The following is a 16,763-nucleotide window of genomic DNA, read 5'->3' on the forward strand; positions in this document are numbered from 1 at the left end:
GTTGGTTATGCTACCAGCCTCCGGGCATCCCTGATGAGCTCGTCCTTTGCTGTTGCCAGTTTTGCCAGCCGTTCGTCGATCAGTGCGGAATCCTTATCGAGTTGTTTCCGGCGTTCATCGAGAGCAATCTTTGTTGCAAACGGTGCCGGGCCCCCGGGCGCTTTTCGCAGCGCAACCGAGTGGACCGGATCGAGCGCCTCATCGATCTTCTGCTGGGTGAGCCCTTTCGCGGAAAGCGAGATGCCGGCATCGAGTTCTTTTGCCGCCTCATCCAGCGTTGCCAGCGAGAGGCTGCCCTTCTGCACGGCCCGGCCAACAATATTGTGGGCGGTGCGGAACGGCAGGCCATAGTTCCTCACCAGCGTGTCGGCCAGTTCGGTTGCGGTGGAAAATCCCTTGCCCGCTTCCTCCTTCATCCGCTCCGTATCGAACGTTGCGCTCGCGAGCATATCGACGAGCAGCCGCACGCAGACTTTCGCGTCATGCATGGCCCGCCAGATATTGGGCGTGAGTTCCTGGAGGTCGCGGTTGTAACTCATGGGCAGTCCCTTGACGGTCATCATGGCGGCTGAGTACGCGCCAAAGACCGAGCCGCTCTTTCCCCGCATGATCTCGGCGGTATCCGGGTTCTTCTTCTGGGGCATAATGGATGAGGTTGAACAGAAGGCATCGTCGAGCGAGACGAACTTCACAAACGAGGTGCTCCAGATGATCAGTTCCTCGCAGAGCCGGCTCGTGTTGGCCATCAGGATCGAGAGATCGGCAAGCACTTCGAGCGCAAAGTCCCGCCCGGCCACTGCGTCCATCGTGTTGGTGACAAGGCCGTCGAACCCGAGCAGGCGTGCGGTGAGTTCGCGGTTGATGGGATAGCCGGTGGAGGCAAAGGCTGCTGCGCCGAGCGGGGAGAGGTTCACCCGCACGTACGCATCTTTGAGCCGGTCGAAATCCCGGGAGTACATCTGCTCGTAAGCGAGCAGGTGGTGGGCAAGGGTGGTGGGCTGGGCATGCTGGAGGTGGGTGAAACCCGGCATGACCGTATCCCTGTTTTTCTCGGAAATGGCAACAAGCACTTCGCGCACTTTTAAGAGCGCTGCCATCTGCTTGAGGAGTTCATCGCGCAGTTTGATACGGATGCAGGTGGCAACCTCGTCATTGCGGGACCGTCCCATGTGCATCCGTCCGCCGACATCTACGCCGACCGACTCGATCAGCATGGCTTCGATCCCGGCATGCACATCCTCGAACCGGTCATCAAAGACCTCTTCGGGAATACCGTTATCGAACAGTGCCAGCAGTGCCGGGATGAGCTGCCGGGTGATATCGTGGTCAATGATCTTCTGCTTGTCCAGCATCAGCACGTGAGCGATATCCACGAGCACATCTGCATCGGCAATATGCCGGTCGGCATCCATCGAGGAGAGAAAGTGCATCATCTCTCCGGACCTCTCTCCTGAAAGGCGTCCCAGCCTTACAACATCGGTTCGCATCTTTTCACCCACCAATAGTACTTCTCTTTTTGGGCGGCGGACTGATTAAATCCACGCCTTTTTAGCCGCAAGTTCGATCGCTGCCTGGACCGATTCCCGGGGAATGATCGTTGCCACGGGAACCCGGACCAGCTGTTCGATCACACTGGATACAATAGGAGCGCAGACAATGGCGATCGCACCCTCACGCTCTGCCCGGACTGCCGCAACAATCGCATCTTCCATCGTGTGCACCGGGTATTCCCGCACCCGCATGCGGTGTCCTTCGATATCGGTCACCCGCTCCTCAACGCTCTCAAGCACCGACCGTGCAGCGATAAGGCCGATGAATGCCTCGTCGCCCACGTGATACAATTGTCGCAGGGCATGGATGATTGCCCGGAGCGTGGAAAGGTTTGGGGATCGTTTCCCGTGCATGATCTTGTAGAGCGAGCTCTGGGCAATCCCGCTCTTTTCCGAGAGCTCCCGCACGCTGATGCGCAGGTCGTGTTTGAGGAGATCATTGAGCGTGGTCACAAACTCCTCATCCGAGATCAATGCTGCGCGCATGAGCCGGTCGATTGGGTCCACCTGTGCCATATAATAGATACAATCAGGTTAATTGCAGATTAATTTTTTCTGTCTTGTCCAGTATTTTTGTAAATCGGTAATGGGTTTCTGGACAGTTATGATGAATTTATGATACAATTGTAAAAATGAAATAAGTAAATTAATACAATAGGAAAGAATTAATGTCCTGATTGAACACTTTTAAATTATCGACTGGGCAACACTCCCTTATGAACAAGATGAGGATTACAGCAATTGCACTCATTGCCATTGCTCTTTTACTGATCACTGCCGGCTGCACGCAACCTGCGACAACTCCCGGCACGACCACAACCGCAGCCCCGATCAAGGATCTCCGCATCGGGTACCAGCCCAGCACCCACCAGATGGCGGCAATAACCGCACTGGAGAAAGGCTGGTTTGCCCAGGACCTTGCGCCTCTCGGTGTCGTGAATGTGTCTGACAAGGTCTTCCCGAGCGGCCCGCCCGAGATGCAGGCAATGCTTGCCGGCGAACTCGATGTTGCCTATGTTGGTGCAGCACCGGTCCTGACCGCCCTTGCCACCGGGCTTGACGCCAAGATCGTTGCCGGGGTCAACACGCAGGGCTCTGACCTTGTTGTAAGAAATGATCTCGATTACAAGGATCCGCAGAGTCTCAAGGGCTTAACCATTGCCACCTTCCCGGCCGGCAGCATCCAGGACACCGTGCTTCGCGACTGGCTCAAGAAGAACAACCTCGTGCCGGACACGGATGTCTTCATCAAGGGCATGAGCCCGGGCGATGCCGTTACGGCAATCATTGCCGGTAAAGTCGACGGGATCTTCCTGCCAACCCCCTCCCCGAGTACGGTCGTGAACCAGGGCAAGGGAAAAGTCGTCGTCCACTCCGGTGAGATGTACCCCGACCACACCTGCTGTGTGCTCGTCGTCAGCGGCAAGATGATTCGCGAGCACCCGGAGATCGTCCGGCAGATCATCAGGACCAATGACAAGGCCGTTCTCTGGAACGAGCAGAACTTAGACGAGGCAGCAGTCATCTACTCGAAAAAGACCGGCGCCAAACTCGAAGATGTCACCGCATCGTTAAAGGAGTGGGACGGCAACTGGGCCTCTGATCCCAACATCATTGTAGCCCCGGTCCTTGACTACGCGAAGATCCAGTACGATCTCGGGTACATCAAGAAGCCGCTCACCAAGGACGAGATCTTTGATCTCTCGTTCTACTCCAAGAACTAAAAAATCCCCGACCAATCTTTTTTTCCCTTTAGGTTCATTACTATACAGAAACATTTGCGGACTACCGTCCCGGGAATTCCGGCCGGGAGCTGCAAAGAGGAATAACCCCCCATGGGCAGACACACAGACAAGAATGGCAAAGACTGGCGGCTCGGTGTTGTTGCGATCCTGCTGGCAATCGTCGCCTGGCAGTTCATTGCGGCAGTGATCATAAATTATCCCTTCATCCTCCCCGCACCTACGGATGTGTTCGCTGCATTTGTCAGCCTGCTCCAAGGCGGCGATATCTTCCTTGATATCGAAGCGAGTCTCGTCCACTTTGCCATCGGCATGGGTCTCGCACTCCTGGTCGGGATCCCGATCGGGATCCTCATCGGCTGGAGCCGCCGGGTCGAGTCGTTTTTAGACCCGCTCATCGAACTCCTCCGCCCGATCCCGCCCCTGGCCTGGATCCCGTTTGCGATCATCTGGTTCGGGCTGACCGCCTTTTCTGCAGGGTTCATCATCTTTGCCGGGGCAGTCTTTCCCATCATCATCAACACCTACAGTGGTTTCCGGGGAGTCCCCCGCGTCTTTGTCGAGGCCGGAAAGATGCTCGGGTGCACAAAGACCTGGGACCAGATACGCTACATTGCGTTTCCCGCTGCGCTCCCTTCCGTGGCCGCAGGCATACGGATTGCGACCGGTGTCGGCTGGATGTGCCTGGTTGCCGCAGAACTCTTCGGGGTCTCGAACTACGGGCTGGGCCAGAAGTTATGGTTCTTCTATTCCCTCCACCAGATGGACAGCGTGGTCGTGTACATGATCCTCCTTGGCATGATTGGCCTTGCGTTCGATATGATATTCCGGTATTATGTTGACCGGCACTTCCTGAAGTGGCGAACCGGGGAGGTGGCATAAATGGGAAACCTTGAAGTCCGCGACCTGAACCAGTCCTTCCCCCGCGACGACGGCTCGACTTTAACCGTGCTCGAGAACGTCTCGTTCGAGGTGAAGGACAAGGAGTTTGTCTGTATCCTCGGTTCATCCGGCTGCGGCAAGACAACCCTGCTGCGCCTGATCGCCGGTCTCGATACGGCCCGGAGCGGATCGATCATCCTTGAGGGAGAAGAGATCACGGGAACCAGCCCGAAGGTGGGTTTTGTCTTCCAGGAATACTCCCTCTTCCCGTGGCGCACGGTAATCGACAACATTGCCTTCGGCCTCGAGATGAACGGGATGTCCAGGGAAGACCGGTACAAGGTTGCCGAGCGGTACCTTGAGCTCATCAACCTTGCGCAGTTCCGGGACAGTTACCCGTCGGAACTTTCGGGAGGCATGCGCCAGCGGGTGGCGGTGGCCCGGGCGCTCACGCTCGACCCGGTCCTGCTCCTGATGGACGAGCCGTTCGGGGCGCTTGACGCCCAGACCCGGAACATGCTCCAGATGGAGTTGCTCCAGATCTGGGAGAAGACAAAGAAGATGATCGTCTTCATTACGCACAGCGTGGATGAGGCGGTGTTCTTATCGGACCGGATCATTGTCATGACCCCCCGCCCGGGTCGGGTCTGCCGGGTCTTCGATATCCCGCTCCCGCGCCCCCGCGATCGTACCTCTATAGAATTCGCGCAGGTCAGGCGCGATGTCCTTGACCTTATAAACCAGAATTGCGCTATCCAGTAAGGTTTAATACGACTCATCTCCATTTTATAAAAGCAGTTTGTGAAGCGTACAGGCAGGGTCATCTGATTCTCTATGGATGATTCTGCCCGCTTTTTGCAATATATTACAGGAGTAGGACGCGATGGTTAGAAAACCGGCAAAGATGTACAGGAACATTTCCAAGAAAGCCTATACCCGGCGCGAATATATGGGTGGTGTTCCCGGAAGCAAGATCGTTCAGTTCGAGATGGGCAACCTCTCGCAGGAATTCCCGACCGAAGTTGACCTTATTGTCGAAGAGTCATGCCAGATCCGGCACAGCGCACTCGAGGCAGCCCGTATCACGACCAACCGGCGTCTTATGAAGGAAGTCGGCAGGTCGAACTTCCACTTCAAGGTAAGGGTTTTCCCCCACCATGTGCTTCGCGAAAATAAGCAGGCAACCGGTGCCGGTGCGGACCGTGTCTCTGAAGGCATGCGTCTTGCCTTTGGAAAAGCAGTCGGGACTGCCGCCCGGGTCAGCGCCGGCCAGAAGCTCCTGACCGTCTACTCCACTCCCAATTACCTTGAAAAGATCAAGGATGCTCTCCACCACGCGGGCTACAAGCTCCCGACTCCCTCCCACTTGAAGGTAAGCGAGATCAAGGTCAGCGGCAGGATCATTGCAGCACCGAAGCTCGTTGGTGAGAAGGTTGTTGCAGCACCGGTCGTTGCCGAAGAGGTAGCAGCTGAGCCCGCAAAGGAAGCAATCAAGGGTAGCGGCGCAATCCATGCAAAAGGCGGCAAGGACGCCAAGGCAGCTGAGCCCGCAAAGGGAGCAGCACCGGCAAAAGGCGGCAAGGACGCCAAGGCAGCCCCTGCAAAGGGCGGCAAGAAGTAAAATTTTTTTAGATTATTTTTTTATTTTTTTTAGATTTGATTTTTGTGAGATCCCGGGTTTTGCGGATCGCCGGTTTTTAGATTATTGTTGCCTGCCCAAATCCCAAAACAACCCGTAGCAGGTAATCCCAAGAGCAACGTTAAGTGCATCTACGATCATACCAAAATACTAATCATGGACGCACTCGCCCTCCTCCGGCAAGCCGAACCGGTGGTCAAAAAACGGTACGGGGTAGCAAAGATCGGCATCTTTGGCTCCTTCGTACGCGGGGAAGAGCGGAAGGAGAGCGACGTGGACGTGCTCGTAACCTTCCGGAAAGGGCAGAAGACCTTTGAAAATTATATGGACTGCAAATTCTTCTTAGAAGACCTGTTCCAGAGGAAAGTTGATCTCGTCTTAAAAAATACGATAAAATCCCGGCTCAAGCCCTACATTCTCGGCGAGGTCGTCTATGCATAGGACGGCACTCCTCAATTACGAGATCCTCTGGGAGATCATCACCAATACCCTGCCAAAATAGAAAATACTTGCAAAAATGTGAGAAATGAAAAATAGAATTATCCTCGCTTTGGGCTGCCTTTCTTGGCTCCGGCTACGATCTTTCCTGCTACGGGAGCAGTCTTTGCTGCGGGGGCAACTACTTTCTTTGCTTTATTTGACGTGGTTATCACTTCCTTTTCAGTTATTTTTCATTGATGGTGGTATTTGCCACATATTCATGTTCTTCCGGTGCCGGGATATACGCTTTGTCCCAGTTCAGGAATTTAAACGATTTTAAAGGGCTATTTTTGTGGACGGGGGATGGGAAATGCGCCGGGAAATTTGAGGGTGGGGAGCCGGATAATTTTTCAAAAAAAAATCCCGGCAGGGGAAATTCCCCCACCGTTGTCCGCATCGCATTACTTTGGGTTGTTGCTCTCTTCCATGTGGTCGAGCACCCGGTCCCACATGACGAGGAGGCCGGGAACAATCACATACGCGAGCAGCCCGGTGCCGAGGAATGCCCCGGTGAGGATGAGTTCAGTGTCCATCATCATCACCCTCAGGCAAGTGCCGGCACGGTGTCGGCCCAGGTCTCGACCTTTGTCCGGATGCTGTCGTCCGAGTAGGACGTGAGCCCCATGCTGTCGCGGCTGAACGTGACCATGTAGATCTCCCCGTTGCCATCGTGGCACTTCAGGGTTGCCGAGAACGTCTCGTTGTCGGTGTCCCGGTAGGGCGAGCCCCCGTGCGCTGAGGTCAGGGCTGCATTTGCAAGGATCGCAGCTGCCCCGGCATTGAATCCCGCGATGGTATTGTACCGCCCGGACTCGTTTCCCACCGTGTTGGCCGCGTTGTCCTGGTACACGATCTTTGCCCCATAGTATTCTTTGGTCTTTTCCACGCCTGCATGGTTGGTGCCGGCGGTCATGTAGGCTACGCATTCGAACGGGTTGTCCGTCAGTACTGACTGGACGATCGTGTTGAACGTTGCTACATCTTCGATCGGGTTTGCGAGTTTGCGCACCGCGGTCTTTACGGTTGTTTTCTGTACGAAATCTGCCATAATCTATCACTCCTTCTTCTCTTTCCCTCATCCGGGAATCACAAAACGCCGGGCCGGCTGTGGCGAGCCGACCTCTCAAAATGCTTTTAAGATCCTCCGGATCTTTTTGTAGCATGGCAGACGAGGGCTCTTAACCGGTCCTGGCCATTTCATTCTTCCCGGATTTGGCGGGAGGCAACGTGTTGTGCAATCGCCTCCCTGTTTTGTTCGGACTTCTTTACTGTCGCGGGGCCCCTTTGACATACCAGTATACGACGTATGAGGGGATGGGTCTGGCTGAATAACGAACTGGCAGGTATATTCCGGCGATTATCCGGGCAGGATGGCGTATTCCAGGCGATATTCAGGCAGGGAGCATTTCGCAAAAACGGGAACTGGCAGGTTCTTGGTTTTCGTGCGTTTGGCACTGGCTGTTCCCACGGTCCGGCCAACAGGCCAACGGGTATCCGGACCTCACTCCAAACTGCACGGTACTGGCATGTTTTACTCTCCTTAAAAACGGTTGATCTGCCAATCCGGGTTGTTCTGTGAGGAATCCCAAAAGAACCGGCCGGGAAAACCGCTTAACTGGCAGGTTGGGGTGACTGACCCGGGGAAAATACCTCCGCATTGAGCCCGGATTAGCGTATCCGGATTATGAGCGATACCCGGTTTTCGAAAGGGAAACGGTGGCTCCATACTATTGACGTTTTCATGGCCTGACCAACTCGTACACCCGTCGTGCTGATGCGACGACGATACGGGCGGATTCCTCGTTATAGATGCAACCGTAATCAGCACCTTCCCGGAGATCCATGGCAAAAGAAAAGTGCTCCAGTACTGCCGGTTCGAGTGCTCCCTCATCAACAAGAAGGGCTTCTATCGCGTATTTCAGGCAGCGGTGGCTCTTCTCCCGGTAGCCTTTACCAAACACCTGTGACCGGAGTGAATGGAAAAGAGAATAATATCCCTGGATGATCGCCCATTTTTCCTGGTGATCCCAAAGTGATCGCTCTGCAGCTAAAAGATCTGCCTCAGCTTCGTTGAGTTCTTTTGTAACAAGGCCCTGGTCGATGGGGATTTTTACGATTTTTCCCCGTTCAAGGCATTCATCGAACCGGTATCTCACAGCTGCTCACCCGCAAGAATCCTGCCGGATTGTATCCGCTCGAACAGCGGGCGGTCACGTGTACGGAGCTGAACTGCTTCTTCCGGTGAGACAATGATAGGAGAGATCTTCCGTGGTATATCCGGTTCATACCGTGAGATGAGATTTTTTACGGCAGAGCGATCAGTTGATTCTATGTAGAGATCGATATCGCTCTCATCGGAATCTTCTCCCACCGCACAGCTGCCAAAGAGAATCATGCGTGTGATACAGGGTTGGCCGGCTGCAATGAACATTGAGAGTTCAAGCAGAGTTGCAAAAATTTTTGCTTCCCTAACGATCGGATGAGAGATATTGGCACGAAACAAGAGTGTCCTTCCTTTCTGTTCGCTGGTCACCAGACCCGATTCTGCCAGTGCCCGGAGCTGTCCGCTTGCCGAACCGGTACTGATTGAGCGTATCTTTGCGAGCTCCCGGACATAGTAGCTGTTCCGCGGGTGCCGGCCGAGGAATATGAGTGTCCCGAATGAGGGGGTTTCGAGCATGTTCATTTTTTTGAACATATGTTCAATATTATGAACCATAATATTTAGGTATTTTGTCGTACCTGCCCGCTTATTCCCAATGTTTCCTTGCAACCTCAATCCAAACTGCACAGTACTGGCATGTTTTACTCTCTTTAAAAACGGTTGATCTGCCAATACGGGCTGTTTTTTGAGGAATCCGGAAAGAACCGGCCGGGAAAACCACTTAACTGGCAGGTTGGGGTGACGGATCCTGGGAAAATACCTCCGCATTGAGCCCGGATTAGTGTATCCGGGTTGAGGGTATGGTGAGGCCGGGACGAACCTGAAAATAAGACGCGATAATTTCCGGAACCTGCATAAATCCAGATAATCTCCGGACCTCAATCCAAACTGCACAGTACTGGCATGTTTTACTCTCCTTAAAAACGGTTGATCTGCCAATCCGGGCTTTTTTGTGAGGAATCCAAAAAGAACCGGCCGGGAAAACCGACGAACTGGCAGGTCGGGGTGGCTGACCCGGGGAAAATACCTCCGCATTGAGCCCGGATTAGTGTATCCGGATCGATGGGTTGGTGAGGCCCGGGCGAGCCTGAAAATAAGACGCGATAATTTCCGGAACCTGCATAAATCCAGGGAATCTCCGGACCTCAATCCAAACTGCACAGTACTGGCATGTTTTACTCTCCTTAAAAACGGTTGATCTGCCAATCCGGGCTTTTTTGCGAGGAATCCAAAAAGAACCGGCCGGGAAAACCGACGAACTGGCAGGTCGGGGTGACGGATCCGGGGAAAATACCCCCGTATTGAGCCCGGATTAGCGTATCCCTCTTGAGGTATAGTGAAACAAAAAAGGGGTATTCCTTTTACGTTTCCCGGGAGGGGGTACCCGGTACCTGCCCGGATTACTCATCCTGGCTCCCTGGTTCCCGACGCCAAATCCCGGGCTGGCACCGGTGTTTTTAGTACCGGAGCAGTTCCCCCCGTAAGGAAAGGAGTTCCATTGGAGAGGATCTCGGAGACCCGGTCATGGTCGATGCGGAAATACTGCCAGACTCCCCACGATGCGAGAGCATGGATCTCCCGTACGATTGCGGGGTTCTGCGGCACGGTGCGGAGATCCAGGATCGTTTCCCTGAAGAGCTGTTCGATATCCCGGGGCTCGCACGCATGCATGCGGCTCCTCCGGACCCGGATGAAGACGAGCTGCGAGCCCGAAAGAAGCAGAAGATCGCCGGGAAATCCCCGCACCCGGGAGATATCCAGCACCGGCCCCCGCCCGGAAGCTATCCGTACCGCTTCTTCAATTGCCTTTGCCGGTCGTGGCCCGTGCGTCATGCCTCGCACTCCACGCAGGGCGCATTGTTGCCGGTGCCATCGCCGGGGAATTTCCATCCCGGGAATGTTTCCGGTACGCTGCTCGCCGGTGCAAGTTCCTTTGGCAGCGCCTTGACCCGGACCGAGATATTGTAATGGTGCCAGTGCGTCCGCTTGACACTGATGCGGTACACGCTGTCACCCACCCGGTTGATCTGGTACGCGATTGCCCGGGGCAGGAGGTAGAGCGGGACGGTCGTTGTTTTGCACGAGAGGCTCCGGGTCATTTAAGACCGCCTCTCATCGCGCTTCTGCATCCTGCGGTCTTCAAGCTTGTTTAACCTCCGGTCGAGCCGGTGGATCTTCCGGTTCAGCCGGTCATAGGTTCGCTCGTACCGCTCGAAGCTGGAGAAGATGAGATTTACGGATGGTTCGGCCGGGTCCGGTTCGGGAGCAGCGGGTGCCGTGTTGTTGTTCCTGGCGACACCTGCCCCCGGGCTGCAGGCCGGGACTGTTCCCGGTGCTACCAGCGTTGTCCTGCCATTATAGAGTACCCCCATTCCGAGGACGATCCGGTTTTTCTTTGCGGTCTTTTCCTGAGGTGCCGCATTTCCCATCATCCCGTGTTCAACAATTCCCGTCTTCCTTTCATTCTTCAGTCCGGTCCCGGCCACACCGGACGCTGACTGGTCCGGGTCGGCCACATCCTGACGGTTCATCAGAGAAATTTCCATACACATCACCTTTTTTTCTTGGTTTTGTTCTCCTGCATTTTTCCGGGAATTTTTTTCCCTCCCTTGGTGACCGGGATCGTATCTGCTCCCGGGTCACTGCCTTTTCAGCGCCGGTTCCGGCGGGAGCCGCAGCTCTATGCAGCGACTCCTTAAGTTCCTGTCACGATTGCACGGCAGGCTGTACCGTACGGGTGTGCCAGGAGCTTTAACGACCGGAACCGGCGGTCAATTACGACGTATACGAGAAGAGGCGGGCATGATAATTTCAGCAACGGGTCCCGCGATGATGTACCCGGTGCCGGTATTCCTGCCGGGCAGTGCGATGAGGCCGGCGAGCGTGTGCAGGAGGGAGCGGGGAGTCTCGTCTCCCAGGATCTTTGCTCCTTTCCTGCGGTGCAGGCCGGTGATGATGATTCCGCTGACAGACAGCATCGAGAGGTAGAAGAACCGGGAGTAGAAGGTCGCGGCCTTTGGGGCGACTCCGAACGCACGGATCTTCCTCGCTGTTTGTTTGCAGAACCTGTTTGACATGCTATATTCTCCTGTTTTGGAAAAGAGGTTAAAAAGGTTTTTTGTCGCTGCGGGATTTTTCGCAGTTATCGCGGGAAATCCGGCTATCGTTTGAGGAATCCGGGCGCGGATTATGATTATTTTTGCGCGGGTTACCGGGTCAGGAATTTTTGGGAGACTGAGCGCGGCAACGGCGTAGATCGGTGGATGTTTTTGCGGGGGAATTTCCCGGGATTTTTGCAGGATTTGGGGGATGGTGCCGCATCATTGAGCTAACCTGGCGGTTGGATGAAAGTAGTAAGAATGGGTTTGGGAATTTTACGTTCAAAAGGGGCTTTTCCTATCCCCCGGAATAATCTTAAAAAAGAGTTAAGCCCGTGTCTTTTTCTTCCCGTGAGCGATAACAGCAGCAAGATATTTGTCAGGATCCTGTTCAAGCCATTCTTTTCGCTCCCTGGTGTAATCTCCGCTTCCCTGATCATACATCTGGAGGAACCGGGCCGCATCAACGGGTCCAAGCACTTTCACGAGTGCATCGATACCCTGTTTGTGGATTTCATTGAGTGTCTTTGCTTCCATGTTCGTTCACCTCCATCAGCCATTCAACGGGATTTTTAACTTCAATAGTTATCTGATTACGGTGCTTCTTAATAATTTTGATGATCGTGTTATCGGTTGTAAGCAGATCTGCTCCCGCAGATTCCGCACATGCAAGATGCAGGGCGTCCGGGGAATCAATACCCATTTCTACAAATTCATGATATCGTAGGGAAACTGTTTTTGTAATTGCTACGTGCTCTTTTGCCAGATCGGTAAAATTCTGCGCTTTTTTCATCCGGGTTCTGTCAGGAATGCGTGAAATTTCAAAACTGACAGCATCACTGGTTACCAGCGTCCAGTCCCGGGTGCATCGCATCAGGATCTCCTTGATGGCTTCTGCTTCAAGATGTATACGGTTCATCTTCTGGTCGTCAAACGGTCGGCACAGGCAACACACATCGAGATAGACTTTCACTAAAACCTCCAATTCCGCGCTCTTTTCTTTGTATGCGAAAGAGTTGGTATCAGTAAGGATAAGGAGCCCTGTTGACGGGGTGAAAGTAACGTGCCGGGATGATGTCCGGGAGCACGGCGGCAGAAGAGAAACCGGGGAATTGAGATTGGGCAGACCCTGTCTGCCCAATGAGTGTTCTTTCCGGAACAAAAAGCCACAAGTTGCCTGGACCGTGTGCGTATGGAGGGTCTGGACGCTCAAAAGGGGCTTTTGCCCCCCGGCCAGCGTGGGCTTAGCCCCGGCATCGGGAGCAGTCTTAAAGTATAATCTCTTTCAACCGTGTTGTATCCGGTAATTGTTCCCTGAATTGCGGGGGAAGGGTAGGCCCGACATGGTAGGTGGAGATGGCCATCGGCTTTGACATGTCCCGCAGAGCATATTCTGCTATCACCCGGTTTGTGCGAGCAGCTCTTGCACAATTGCTATGTTACGCCATGCCCCGGTAAATTTCTGCTCAAAGGGGGCTTTTGCCCCACAGCCCGCAAAAGGATTGTTACATTCTGGATGGGCAATATTATTTTAAAAAAGTCAAAAGTTTATAGTACCCGCTGCTCTTCCTGTGACACGAACCGGTGGAAGTCCATGTAGTGAGGAACGGTATCCTCATGCGGCTTCATTTGCGCAAGAGTGAACCCCTTCTTCCGGTACCACTCAACTGCGCCGGGTTTGGAATCAACGGTAATGATCCGGCAGCCGGAAAATTGCGATACGTGCAGGACGATGATACCATTACGGCATTCACCGTATTTGGTATGAATGATTCCGATATCGCTGCTCAGTACCCGAATCTTCGTTCGTATTCCTTATGAGGCAGCCATTCCAGTACCAAGGCTATAACCTGCGTCCCGTCGCCCGCAACCGAATACATGAGCCGCCAGTTTTTATGAAAATTATATTTCCACAGGTTGTCTATCCCGTATTTCGTGATGTATAACTTTGGGATTAATCGTTTAGGTACCTGGATCCCGCAAAAGGGATCTTTGGCGATCACATCGAATGCTGTATTCAGTTGTTCAAAAATCTCTTTTTCTTCCACCCTCCCGGACTGGAGCTTAAAAAAAGCATCGCTGACCTGGTCGTCAGCGAAGTAGAGGGCGGATTTCATCGGATCTTCAGGTTATTGTTACTAAGGTATCGACTTATAAGTTCCGGGTTATAGATCCAGCAGATTTTTTTGTCGGCATCCGTTGCAATCTTTCCGGAATCCTGGAGGTAGCTGATGACCGTGGAGAATGTCTGGTACATCATCTTCTTGGGAAGGTTTTCCCACAATGCCCTTTTTTTATATTCCCCGCTGTGCTCCCTGATGAAGGATTCGACCATCAGTACGGTGTCGAGCTGGGGCGAGTGAACCGCTTTGGCCTCTGATGTCATGGGATAATTTTTGTTATATAACTATATATAACATTTGAGATCGGGATTGAGAAAAAGGAAATGGATAAGACTTTTTTTGCGTTCAATTGTATCGCACTTTAAGATCCGCTGCCGAGTAGAGGTTGGGTTCATTTTTAAGAAATTCTAAAAAGGGTGTACTCCGGGAGTGCAGCAAGAGCATTCTTACCCTGCCCGTCCGGCTTTTTTTGTCGCGAAGGATTCTTTTTGCAGGATGTTCTGGGGGAGGCTGTGGGGCCGCTCCTGTCATTATGGGTAGTTGTCTGTTTTGCGGGATGAGGTTTATGGTACCGGGAGACGTTTTGTGCGGAGATGGCGTGAATCCTCTGCACCAGAGAATTTTTAGGTTTGGGAGATTTGACGCTCAAAGGGGGCTGACGCCCCTTGCCGCGTGGGCTTAGCCCCCCTCTCACTAATAATCCGAAAAAATAAAATCTCATTATTCTGAAAACCGAACCAAAAGAACTATCGACATATGGCAATTATCAATTATCTAGCACATCATGGCAAAATTTTTAGATGGCCCCGGGGTCCAGTCAGCATTTATCGACATAATTAAAAATGCTGAAAAAAAGTTGTTGATTATTTCGCCATACTTAAAAATCCCCATACAAACGAAAAATTATCTGAAAAGCATTGATAAAAAAAATGTTCCCATCGTGATCATATTTCGTTCGGGCTCAAAAATTGTGGATGACGATCTCTTATTTTTCAAATCATTGAAACATGTTACCGTAGGTCAATGTGAAAATCTTCATTCAAAGTGTTATGTCAATGAAAAAGAAGGTTTGATTACATCGATGAATCTCCACGAACACTCCCAGACTCACAATTGGGAGATGGGGATTCGATTTTCAAAACAGGCAGATCATGAAATCTATAGTGATGCCATCAAAGAATTGAAGCACATGGTTAGTCAGGCAAAACCGTTTACGCAGCGGCAGGGAAATTGTATCCGTTGCGGAACATCTGTTGAATTCAATCTCGACAAACCTCTCTGTAATTCCTGCTATTCAAGTTGGGCCCGGTACAAAAATAAAAATTATCCCGAGAAATTTTGTTACACCTGCGGAAGTAGCATTTCTCCGATATCTTTTGGTAAGCCGCTTTGTATGAAGTGCTCTGTGGTGCTTCAAAAGAAGTGAACTGATCTGACGCTCAAAAGGGGCTCTGCCCCTTGCCGCGTGGGCTTGACCCCCGGAGTTTTATCAGCAAATAGAAAAAAGCAATATCATTCACGGACATTTGTTCACTATGCAATCGTTTGATCTCGAAAATTTCAAAACGATCAACACGATTATCGAGCGGGACAGCAAGGACACAACGTACAAATTTGCCCTGTTACGCGGGGTCATTGAGATCTCGCAGGAATACCAGCACCTGGGAAAAGAGTCCGGGGATCATGTCTCTCTCCCTCTTGGGCTCCTGATTGAGAAGTGGCTCCTGTACTATTATCCCATCATTGAAAGTCAGGATTTTTTACCACAAATGCACGGAGAAAAAATTGATTCCGTCCAAAAAAGGATCTCCTTCCGTCCGCAGTTCAAGAAAGTGACGGATTATTATGCCGGAAAGGGTGGCTTTTCCGTCTTCTATAATGATTATGTGAATGGATCTATCCCTCCAGAAATTTCTTCCACATTCAGCGAACTGATTGCAAAACTCAAAACCACCATCACAACTATGCCCATGAAACACCTGGGCCGCTCACACGGACACCGGGATTTTTCTATTTTTTCATATAACAATGATGCCCGGAGAATCCCTGCCGGGACACCGGTCGATCAGGAATCAGTGGTACACTATTCCGGGACATTTTCCTTCCGGAATGATCTGTTCCTAGTATTCCAGTACCTGGGGAGTTTCATCTCGGGCGATGATTCACTGGTCTACCAATGGGCAGAATTTACGAGCAAGGCAAGCGGAGGAGCGGTCGCAGTTGCCTCAGTGATGGAAACATTACGAACCCTGCCGGAAACCGACCGGGCGGTGCATGAGGCACGACAAGTCTATACGAAATTGTTCCAGAATTGTCACGCTCCTGAATGCGTCTGGTCGGGAAAGCCGATCAATGATATCGCGTTGCTCCACGTGGATCACATGATTCCCTTTGCGGTCTGGAAGAACAACAATCTCTGGAACTTACTGCCGGCACTGGAAAGCGTGAATGCAAAGAAACGGGATAAGATTCCCTCACCGGCGTTTATCGACAAGAGATCGGATGCGATTGTCACGTACTGGAACAGCATGTACGAGATCTATCCCCGACGTTTTTCCCGTGAGATTAATCTCGCCCTTATCGGTTCACCGGAAAAGAGGCCCGGCTGGCAGGATATGGCAATCGAACTGCTTGGGGAGAGATGCGATTACCTCATCGAGGTCCGGGGGTTCGATGCATGGAGCCTGTGAAGTGCCCGTTCTGCAATCCCTCCGCTAATGAAATCATTGCGAAAAACGATCTCTGCTATGCCCGCTGGGATCTTTACCCGGTCAGCAGGGGGCACCTGCTGGTGATTCCGTTCCGGCATACGCTGGATTTTTTCTCGATGACTCCGGAAGAGAGGGTGGCTGTGCTTGCTTTGATCGATTCTTGTAAAGACGTGATCGAGGCGAAGTTCTCTCCTGCGGGGTACAACATCGGGTTCAATGTTGGTTTGGCAGGTGGGCAGACGGTGATGCACTGTCATTGTCATGTGATTCCGCGATATGTGGGGGATGTGCCGGATCCGAGAGGTGGGATCCGGGGGGTTGTTCCGGGGAAGAGGGGGTATTAAATAATTTTTTAAGACCAAGCACCTTTCTCT

23 protein-coding genes and 2 pseudogenes are annotated in these 16,763 nt (G+C 52.5%); 10 read left to right on the forward strand and 15 right to left on the reverse strand.

The window, feature by feature from the left end; genetic code table 11:
• Positions 1–5: 5 nt before the first annotated feature.
• Positions 6–1,487, reverse strand: coding sequence for an argininosuccinate lyase (gene argH / locus CVV30_09750; protein PKL68523.1), 1,482 nt, complete (start codon positions 1,485–1,487; stop codon positions 6–8).
• A gap of 45 nt (positions 1,488–1,532) precedes the next feature.
• Positions 1,533–2,066, reverse strand: a complete 534-nt coding sequence (locus tag CVV30_09755) for a transcriptional regulator (GenBank protein PKL68205.1) — start codon at positions 2,064–2,066, stop codon at positions 1,533–1,535.
• Between the two features lie 200 nt (positions 2,067–2,266).
• Here CVV30_09755 and CVV30_09760 point away from each other — a divergent pair, with 200 nt between their 5' ends.
• From CVV30_09760 to CVV30_09780, 5 genes are all read left to right on the forward strand, one after another.
• On the forward strand, positions 2,267–3,274 hold the full coding sequence (locus CVV30_09760) for a sulfonate ABC transporter substrate-binding protein (protein PKL68206.1): 1,008 nt from the start codon (positions 2,267–2,269) through the stop codon (positions 3,272–3,274).
• A gap of 111 nt (positions 3,275–3,385) precedes the next feature.
• Entirely contained in the window at positions 3,386–4,174 is a 789-nt protein-coding gene (locus tag CVV30_09765; GenBank protein ID PKL68207.1) for an ABC transporter permease, read from the forward strand.
• On the forward strand, positions 4,175–4,936 hold the full coding sequence (locus CVV30_09770; protein ID PKL68208.1) for a nitrate ABC transporter ATP-binding protein: 762 nt from the start codon (positions 4,175–4,177) through the stop codon (positions 4,934–4,936).
• Between the two features lie 121 nt (positions 4,937–5,057).
• Positions 5,058–5,795 (forward strand): 50S ribosomal protein L16, encoded by a 738-nt coding sequence (locus CVV30_09775; GenBank protein ID PKL68209.1) that lies wholly within the window; start codon positions 5,058–5,060, stop codon positions 5,793–5,795.
• Positions 5,796–5,969: 174 nt separating this feature from the next.
• Positions 5,970–6,254, forward strand: coding sequence for a nucleotidyltransferase (locus tag CVV30_09780; GenBank protein ID PKL68210.1), 285 nt, complete (start codon positions 5,970–5,972; stop codon positions 6,252–6,254).
• A 223-nt stretch (positions 6,255–6,477) separates the two neighbouring features.
• On the opposite strand, the gene CVV30_09785 is transcribed toward CVV30_09780, so the two are convergent.
• Both CVV30_09785 and CVV30_09790 read right to left on the reverse strand, forming a co-directional pair.
• Entirely contained in the window at positions 6,478–6,690 is a 213-nt protein-coding gene (locus CVV30_09785; GenBank protein ID PKL68211.1) for a hypothetical protein, read from the reverse strand.
• Between the two features lie 147 nt (positions 6,691–6,837).
• A complete protein-coding gene (locus CVV30_09790; GenBank protein PKL68212.1) occupies positions 6,838–7,341 on the reverse strand; it encodes a hypothetical protein in 504 nt (167 codons plus the stop codon).
• A 258-nt stretch (positions 7,342–7,599) separates the two neighbouring features.
• Here CVV30_09790 and CVV30_09795 point away from each other — a divergent pair, with 258 nt between their 5' ends.
• Complete coding sequence (locus CVV30_09795) at positions 7,600–7,872, forward strand: hypothetical protein (protein ID PKL68213.1); 273 nt, start codon at positions 7,600–7,602, stop codon at positions 7,870–7,872.
• A gap of 160 nt (positions 7,873–8,032) precedes the next feature.
• Here the strand turns inward: CVV30_09795 and CVV30_09800 are convergent, their stop codons facing one another.
• From CVV30_09800 to CVV30_09840, 9 genes and pseudogenes are all read right to left on the reverse strand, one after another.
• A complete protein-coding gene (locus CVV30_09800; protein PKL68214.1) occupies positions 8,033–8,449 on the reverse strand; it encodes a hypothetical protein in 417 nt (138 codons plus the stop codon).
• Entirely contained in the window at positions 8,446–9,012 is a 567-nt protein-coding gene (locus tag CVV30_09805; GenBank protein ID PKL68215.1) for a hypothetical protein, read from the reverse strand. Before CVV30_09805 ends, CVV30_09800 begins: the two co-directional genes overlap by 4 nt.
• Positions 9,013–9,861: 849 nt before the next feature.
• Positions 9,862–10,290 (reverse strand): hypothetical protein, encoded by a 429-nt coding sequence (locus CVV30_09810; protein ID PKL68216.1) that lies wholly within the window; start codon positions 10,288–10,290, stop codon positions 9,862–9,864.
• Positions 10,291–10,370: 80 nt separating this feature from the next.
• Positions 10,371–10,556, reverse strand: a pseudogene (locus CVV30_09815) (hypothetical protein).
• Positions 10,557–11,003 carry a hypothetical protein gene (locus CVV30_09820; protein ID PKL68217.1) on the reverse strand — a complete coding sequence of 149 codons (447 nt, stop codon included), beginning with the start codon at positions 11,001–11,003 and terminating at the stop codon, positions 10,557–10,559. It abuts the pseudogene before it with no gap.
• A 225-nt stretch (positions 11,004–11,228) separates the two neighbouring features.
• Entirely contained in the window at positions 11,229–11,534 is a 306-nt protein-coding gene (locus CVV30_09825) for a hypothetical protein (GenBank protein PKL68218.1), read from the reverse strand.
• Positions 11,535–11,882: 348 nt separating this feature from the next.
• The gene (locus tag CVV30_09830; GenBank protein ID PKL68219.1) at positions 11,883–12,092 is read right to left on the reverse strand and encodes a hypothetical protein; all 210 of its coding nucleotides are present in this window, start codon (positions 12,090–12,092) and stop codon (positions 11,883–11,885) included.
• Entirely contained in the window at positions 12,070–12,696 is a 627-nt protein-coding gene (locus CVV30_09835) for a PIN domain-containing protein (protein ID PKL68220.1), read from the reverse strand. The genes CVV30_09830 and CVV30_09835 overlap by 23 nt, the downstream gene beginning before the upstream one ends.
• A 127-nt stretch (positions 12,697–12,823) precedes the next feature.
• Positions 12,824–12,964: pseudogene (locus CVV30_09840) on the reverse strand (DUF1016 domain-containing protein).
• A gap of 208 nt (positions 12,965–13,172) precedes the next feature.
• Here CVV30_09840 and CVV30_09845 point away from each other — a divergent pair.
• A complete protein-coding gene (locus CVV30_09845; GenBank protein PKL68221.1) occupies positions 13,173–13,376 on the forward strand; it encodes a hypothetical protein in 204 nt (67 codons plus the stop codon).
• Here CVV30_09845 and CVV30_09850 read toward each other — a convergent pair.
• Both CVV30_09850 and CVV30_09855 read right to left on the reverse strand, forming a co-directional pair.
• Positions 13,343–13,672, reverse strand: coding sequence for a hypothetical protein (locus tag CVV30_09850; GenBank protein PKL68222.1), 330 nt, complete (start codon positions 13,670–13,672; stop codon positions 13,343–13,345). The genes CVV30_09845 and CVV30_09850 overlap by 34 nt on opposite strands.
• Complete coding sequence (locus CVV30_09855; GenBank protein ID PKL68223.1) at positions 13,669–13,941, reverse strand: hypothetical protein; 273 nt, start codon at positions 13,939–13,941, stop codon at positions 13,669–13,671. The genes CVV30_09850 and CVV30_09855 overlap by 4 nt, the downstream gene beginning before the upstream one ends.
• A gap of 521 nt (positions 13,942–14,462) precedes the next feature.
• Here CVV30_09855 and CVV30_09860 point away from each other — a divergent pair.
• The 3 genes from CVV30_09860 (at position 14,463) to CVV30_09870 (ending at position 16,733) form a co-directional block, all read left to right on the forward strand.
• The gene (locus CVV30_09860) at positions 14,463–15,104 is read left to right on the forward strand and encodes a hypothetical protein (protein ID PKL68224.1); all 642 of its coding nucleotides are present in this window, start codon (positions 14,463–14,465) and stop codon (positions 15,102–15,104) included.
• A 109-nt stretch (positions 15,105–15,213) separates the two neighbouring features.
• Positions 15,214–16,368 (forward strand): hypothetical protein, encoded by a 1,155-nt coding sequence (locus CVV30_09865; GenBank protein ID PKL68225.1) that lies wholly within the window; start codon positions 15,214–15,216, stop codon positions 16,366–16,368.
• Positions 16,356–16,733 carry a diadenosine tetraphosphate hydrolase gene (locus tag CVV30_09870; protein PKL68226.1) on the forward strand — a complete coding sequence of 126 codons (378 nt, stop codon included), beginning with the start codon at positions 16,356–16,358 and terminating at the stop codon, positions 16,731–16,733. Before CVV30_09865 ends, CVV30_09870 begins: the two co-directional genes overlap by 13 nt.
• Positions 16,734–16,763: the final 30 nt, after the last annotated feature.

It is taken from the genome of Methanomicrobiales archaeon HGW-Methanomicrobiales-1, assembly GCA_002839675.1.
In the GTDB taxonomy this organism is placed as follows: domain Archaea; phylum Halobacteriota; class Methanomicrobia; order Methanomicrobiales; family Methanospirillaceae; genus Methanoregula.

What these genes read in the sequence shown, in the direction of transcription:
- argH (PKL68523.1), bottom strand. Translation starts at nt 1,487, where the DNA reads ATGCGAACCGATGTTGTAAGGCTGGGACGCCTTTCAGGAGAGAGGTCC.
- CVV30_09755 (PKL68205.1), bottom strand. Translation starts at nt 2,066, where the DNA reads ATGGCACAGGTGGACCCAATCGACCGGCTCATGCGCGCAGCATTGATC.
- CVV30_09760 (PKL68206.1), top strand. Translation starts at nt 2,267, where the DNA reads ATGAACAAGATGAGGATTACAGCAATTGCACTCATTGCCATTGCTCTT.
- CVV30_09765 (PKL68207.1), top strand. Translation starts at nt 3,386, where the DNA reads ATGGGCAGACACACAGACAAGAATGGCAAAGACTGGCGGCTCGGTGTT.
- CVV30_09770 (PKL68208.1), top strand. Translation starts at nt 4,175, where the DNA reads ATGGGAAACCTTGAAGTCCGCGACCTGAACCAGTCCTTCCCCCGCGAC.
- CVV30_09775 (PKL68209.1), top strand. Translation starts at nt 5,058, where the DNA reads ATGGTTAGAAAACCGGCAAAGATGTACAGGAACATTTCCAAGAAAGCC.
- CVV30_09780 (PKL68210.1), top strand. Translation starts at nt 5,970, where the DNA reads ATGGACGCACTCGCCCTCCTCCGGCAAGCCGAACCGGTGGTCAAAAAA.
- CVV30_09785 (PKL68211.1), bottom strand. Translation starts at nt 6,690, where the DNA reads ATGCGGACAACGGTGGGGGAATTTCCCCTGCCGGGATTTTTTTTTGAA.
- CVV30_09790 (PKL68212.1), bottom strand. Translation starts at nt 7,341, where the DNA reads ATGGCAGATTTCGTACAGAAAACAACCGTAAAGACCGCGGTGCGCAAA.
- CVV30_09795 (PKL68213.1), top strand. Translation starts at nt 7,600, where the DNA reads ATGAGGGGATGGGTCTGGCTGAATAACGAACTGGCAGGTATATTCCGG.
- CVV30_09805 (PKL68215.1), bottom strand. Translation starts at nt 9,012, where the DNA reads ATGGTTCATAATATTGAACATATGTTCAAAAAAATGAACATGCTCGAA.
- CVV30_09810 (PKL68216.1), bottom strand. Translation starts at nt 10,290, where the DNA reads ATGACGCACGGGCCACGACCGGCAAAGGCAATTGAAGAAGCGGTACGG.
- CVV30_09820 (PKL68217.1), bottom strand. Translation starts at nt 11,003, where the DNA reads ATGGAAATTTCTCTGATGAACCGTCAGGATGTGGCCGACCCGGACCAG.
- CVV30_09825 (PKL68218.1), bottom strand. Translation starts at nt 11,534, where the DNA reads ATGTCAAACAGGTTCTGCAAACAAACAGCGAGGAAGATCCGTGCGTTC.
- CVV30_09830 (PKL68219.1), bottom strand. Translation starts at nt 12,092, where the DNA reads ATGGAAGCAAAGACACTCAATGAAATCCACAAACAGGGTATCGATGCA.
- CVV30_09845 (PKL68221.1), top strand. Translation starts at nt 13,173, where the DNA reads ATGCGGCTTCATTTGCGCAAGAGTGAACCCCTTCTTCCGGTACCACTC.
- CVV30_09850 (PKL68222.1), bottom strand. Translation starts at nt 13,672, where the DNA reads ATGAAATCCGCCCTCTACTTCGCTGACGACCAGGTCAGCGATGCTTTT.
- CVV30_09855 (PKL68223.1), bottom strand. Translation starts at nt 13,941, where the DNA reads ATGACATCAGAGGCCAAAGCGGTTCACTCGCCCCAGCTCGACACCGTA.
- CVV30_09860 (PKL68224.1), top strand. Translation starts at nt 14,463, where the DNA reads ATGGCAAAATTTTTAGATGGCCCCGGGGTCCAGTCAGCATTTATCGAC.
- CVV30_09865 (PKL68225.1), top strand. Translation starts at nt 15,214, where the DNA reads ATGCAATCGTTTGATCTCGAAAATTTCAAAACGATCAACACGATTATC.
- CVV30_09870 (PKL68226.1), top strand. Translation starts at nt 16,356, where the DNA reads ATGGAGCCTGTGAAGTGCCCGTTCTGCAATCCCTCCGCTAATGAAATC.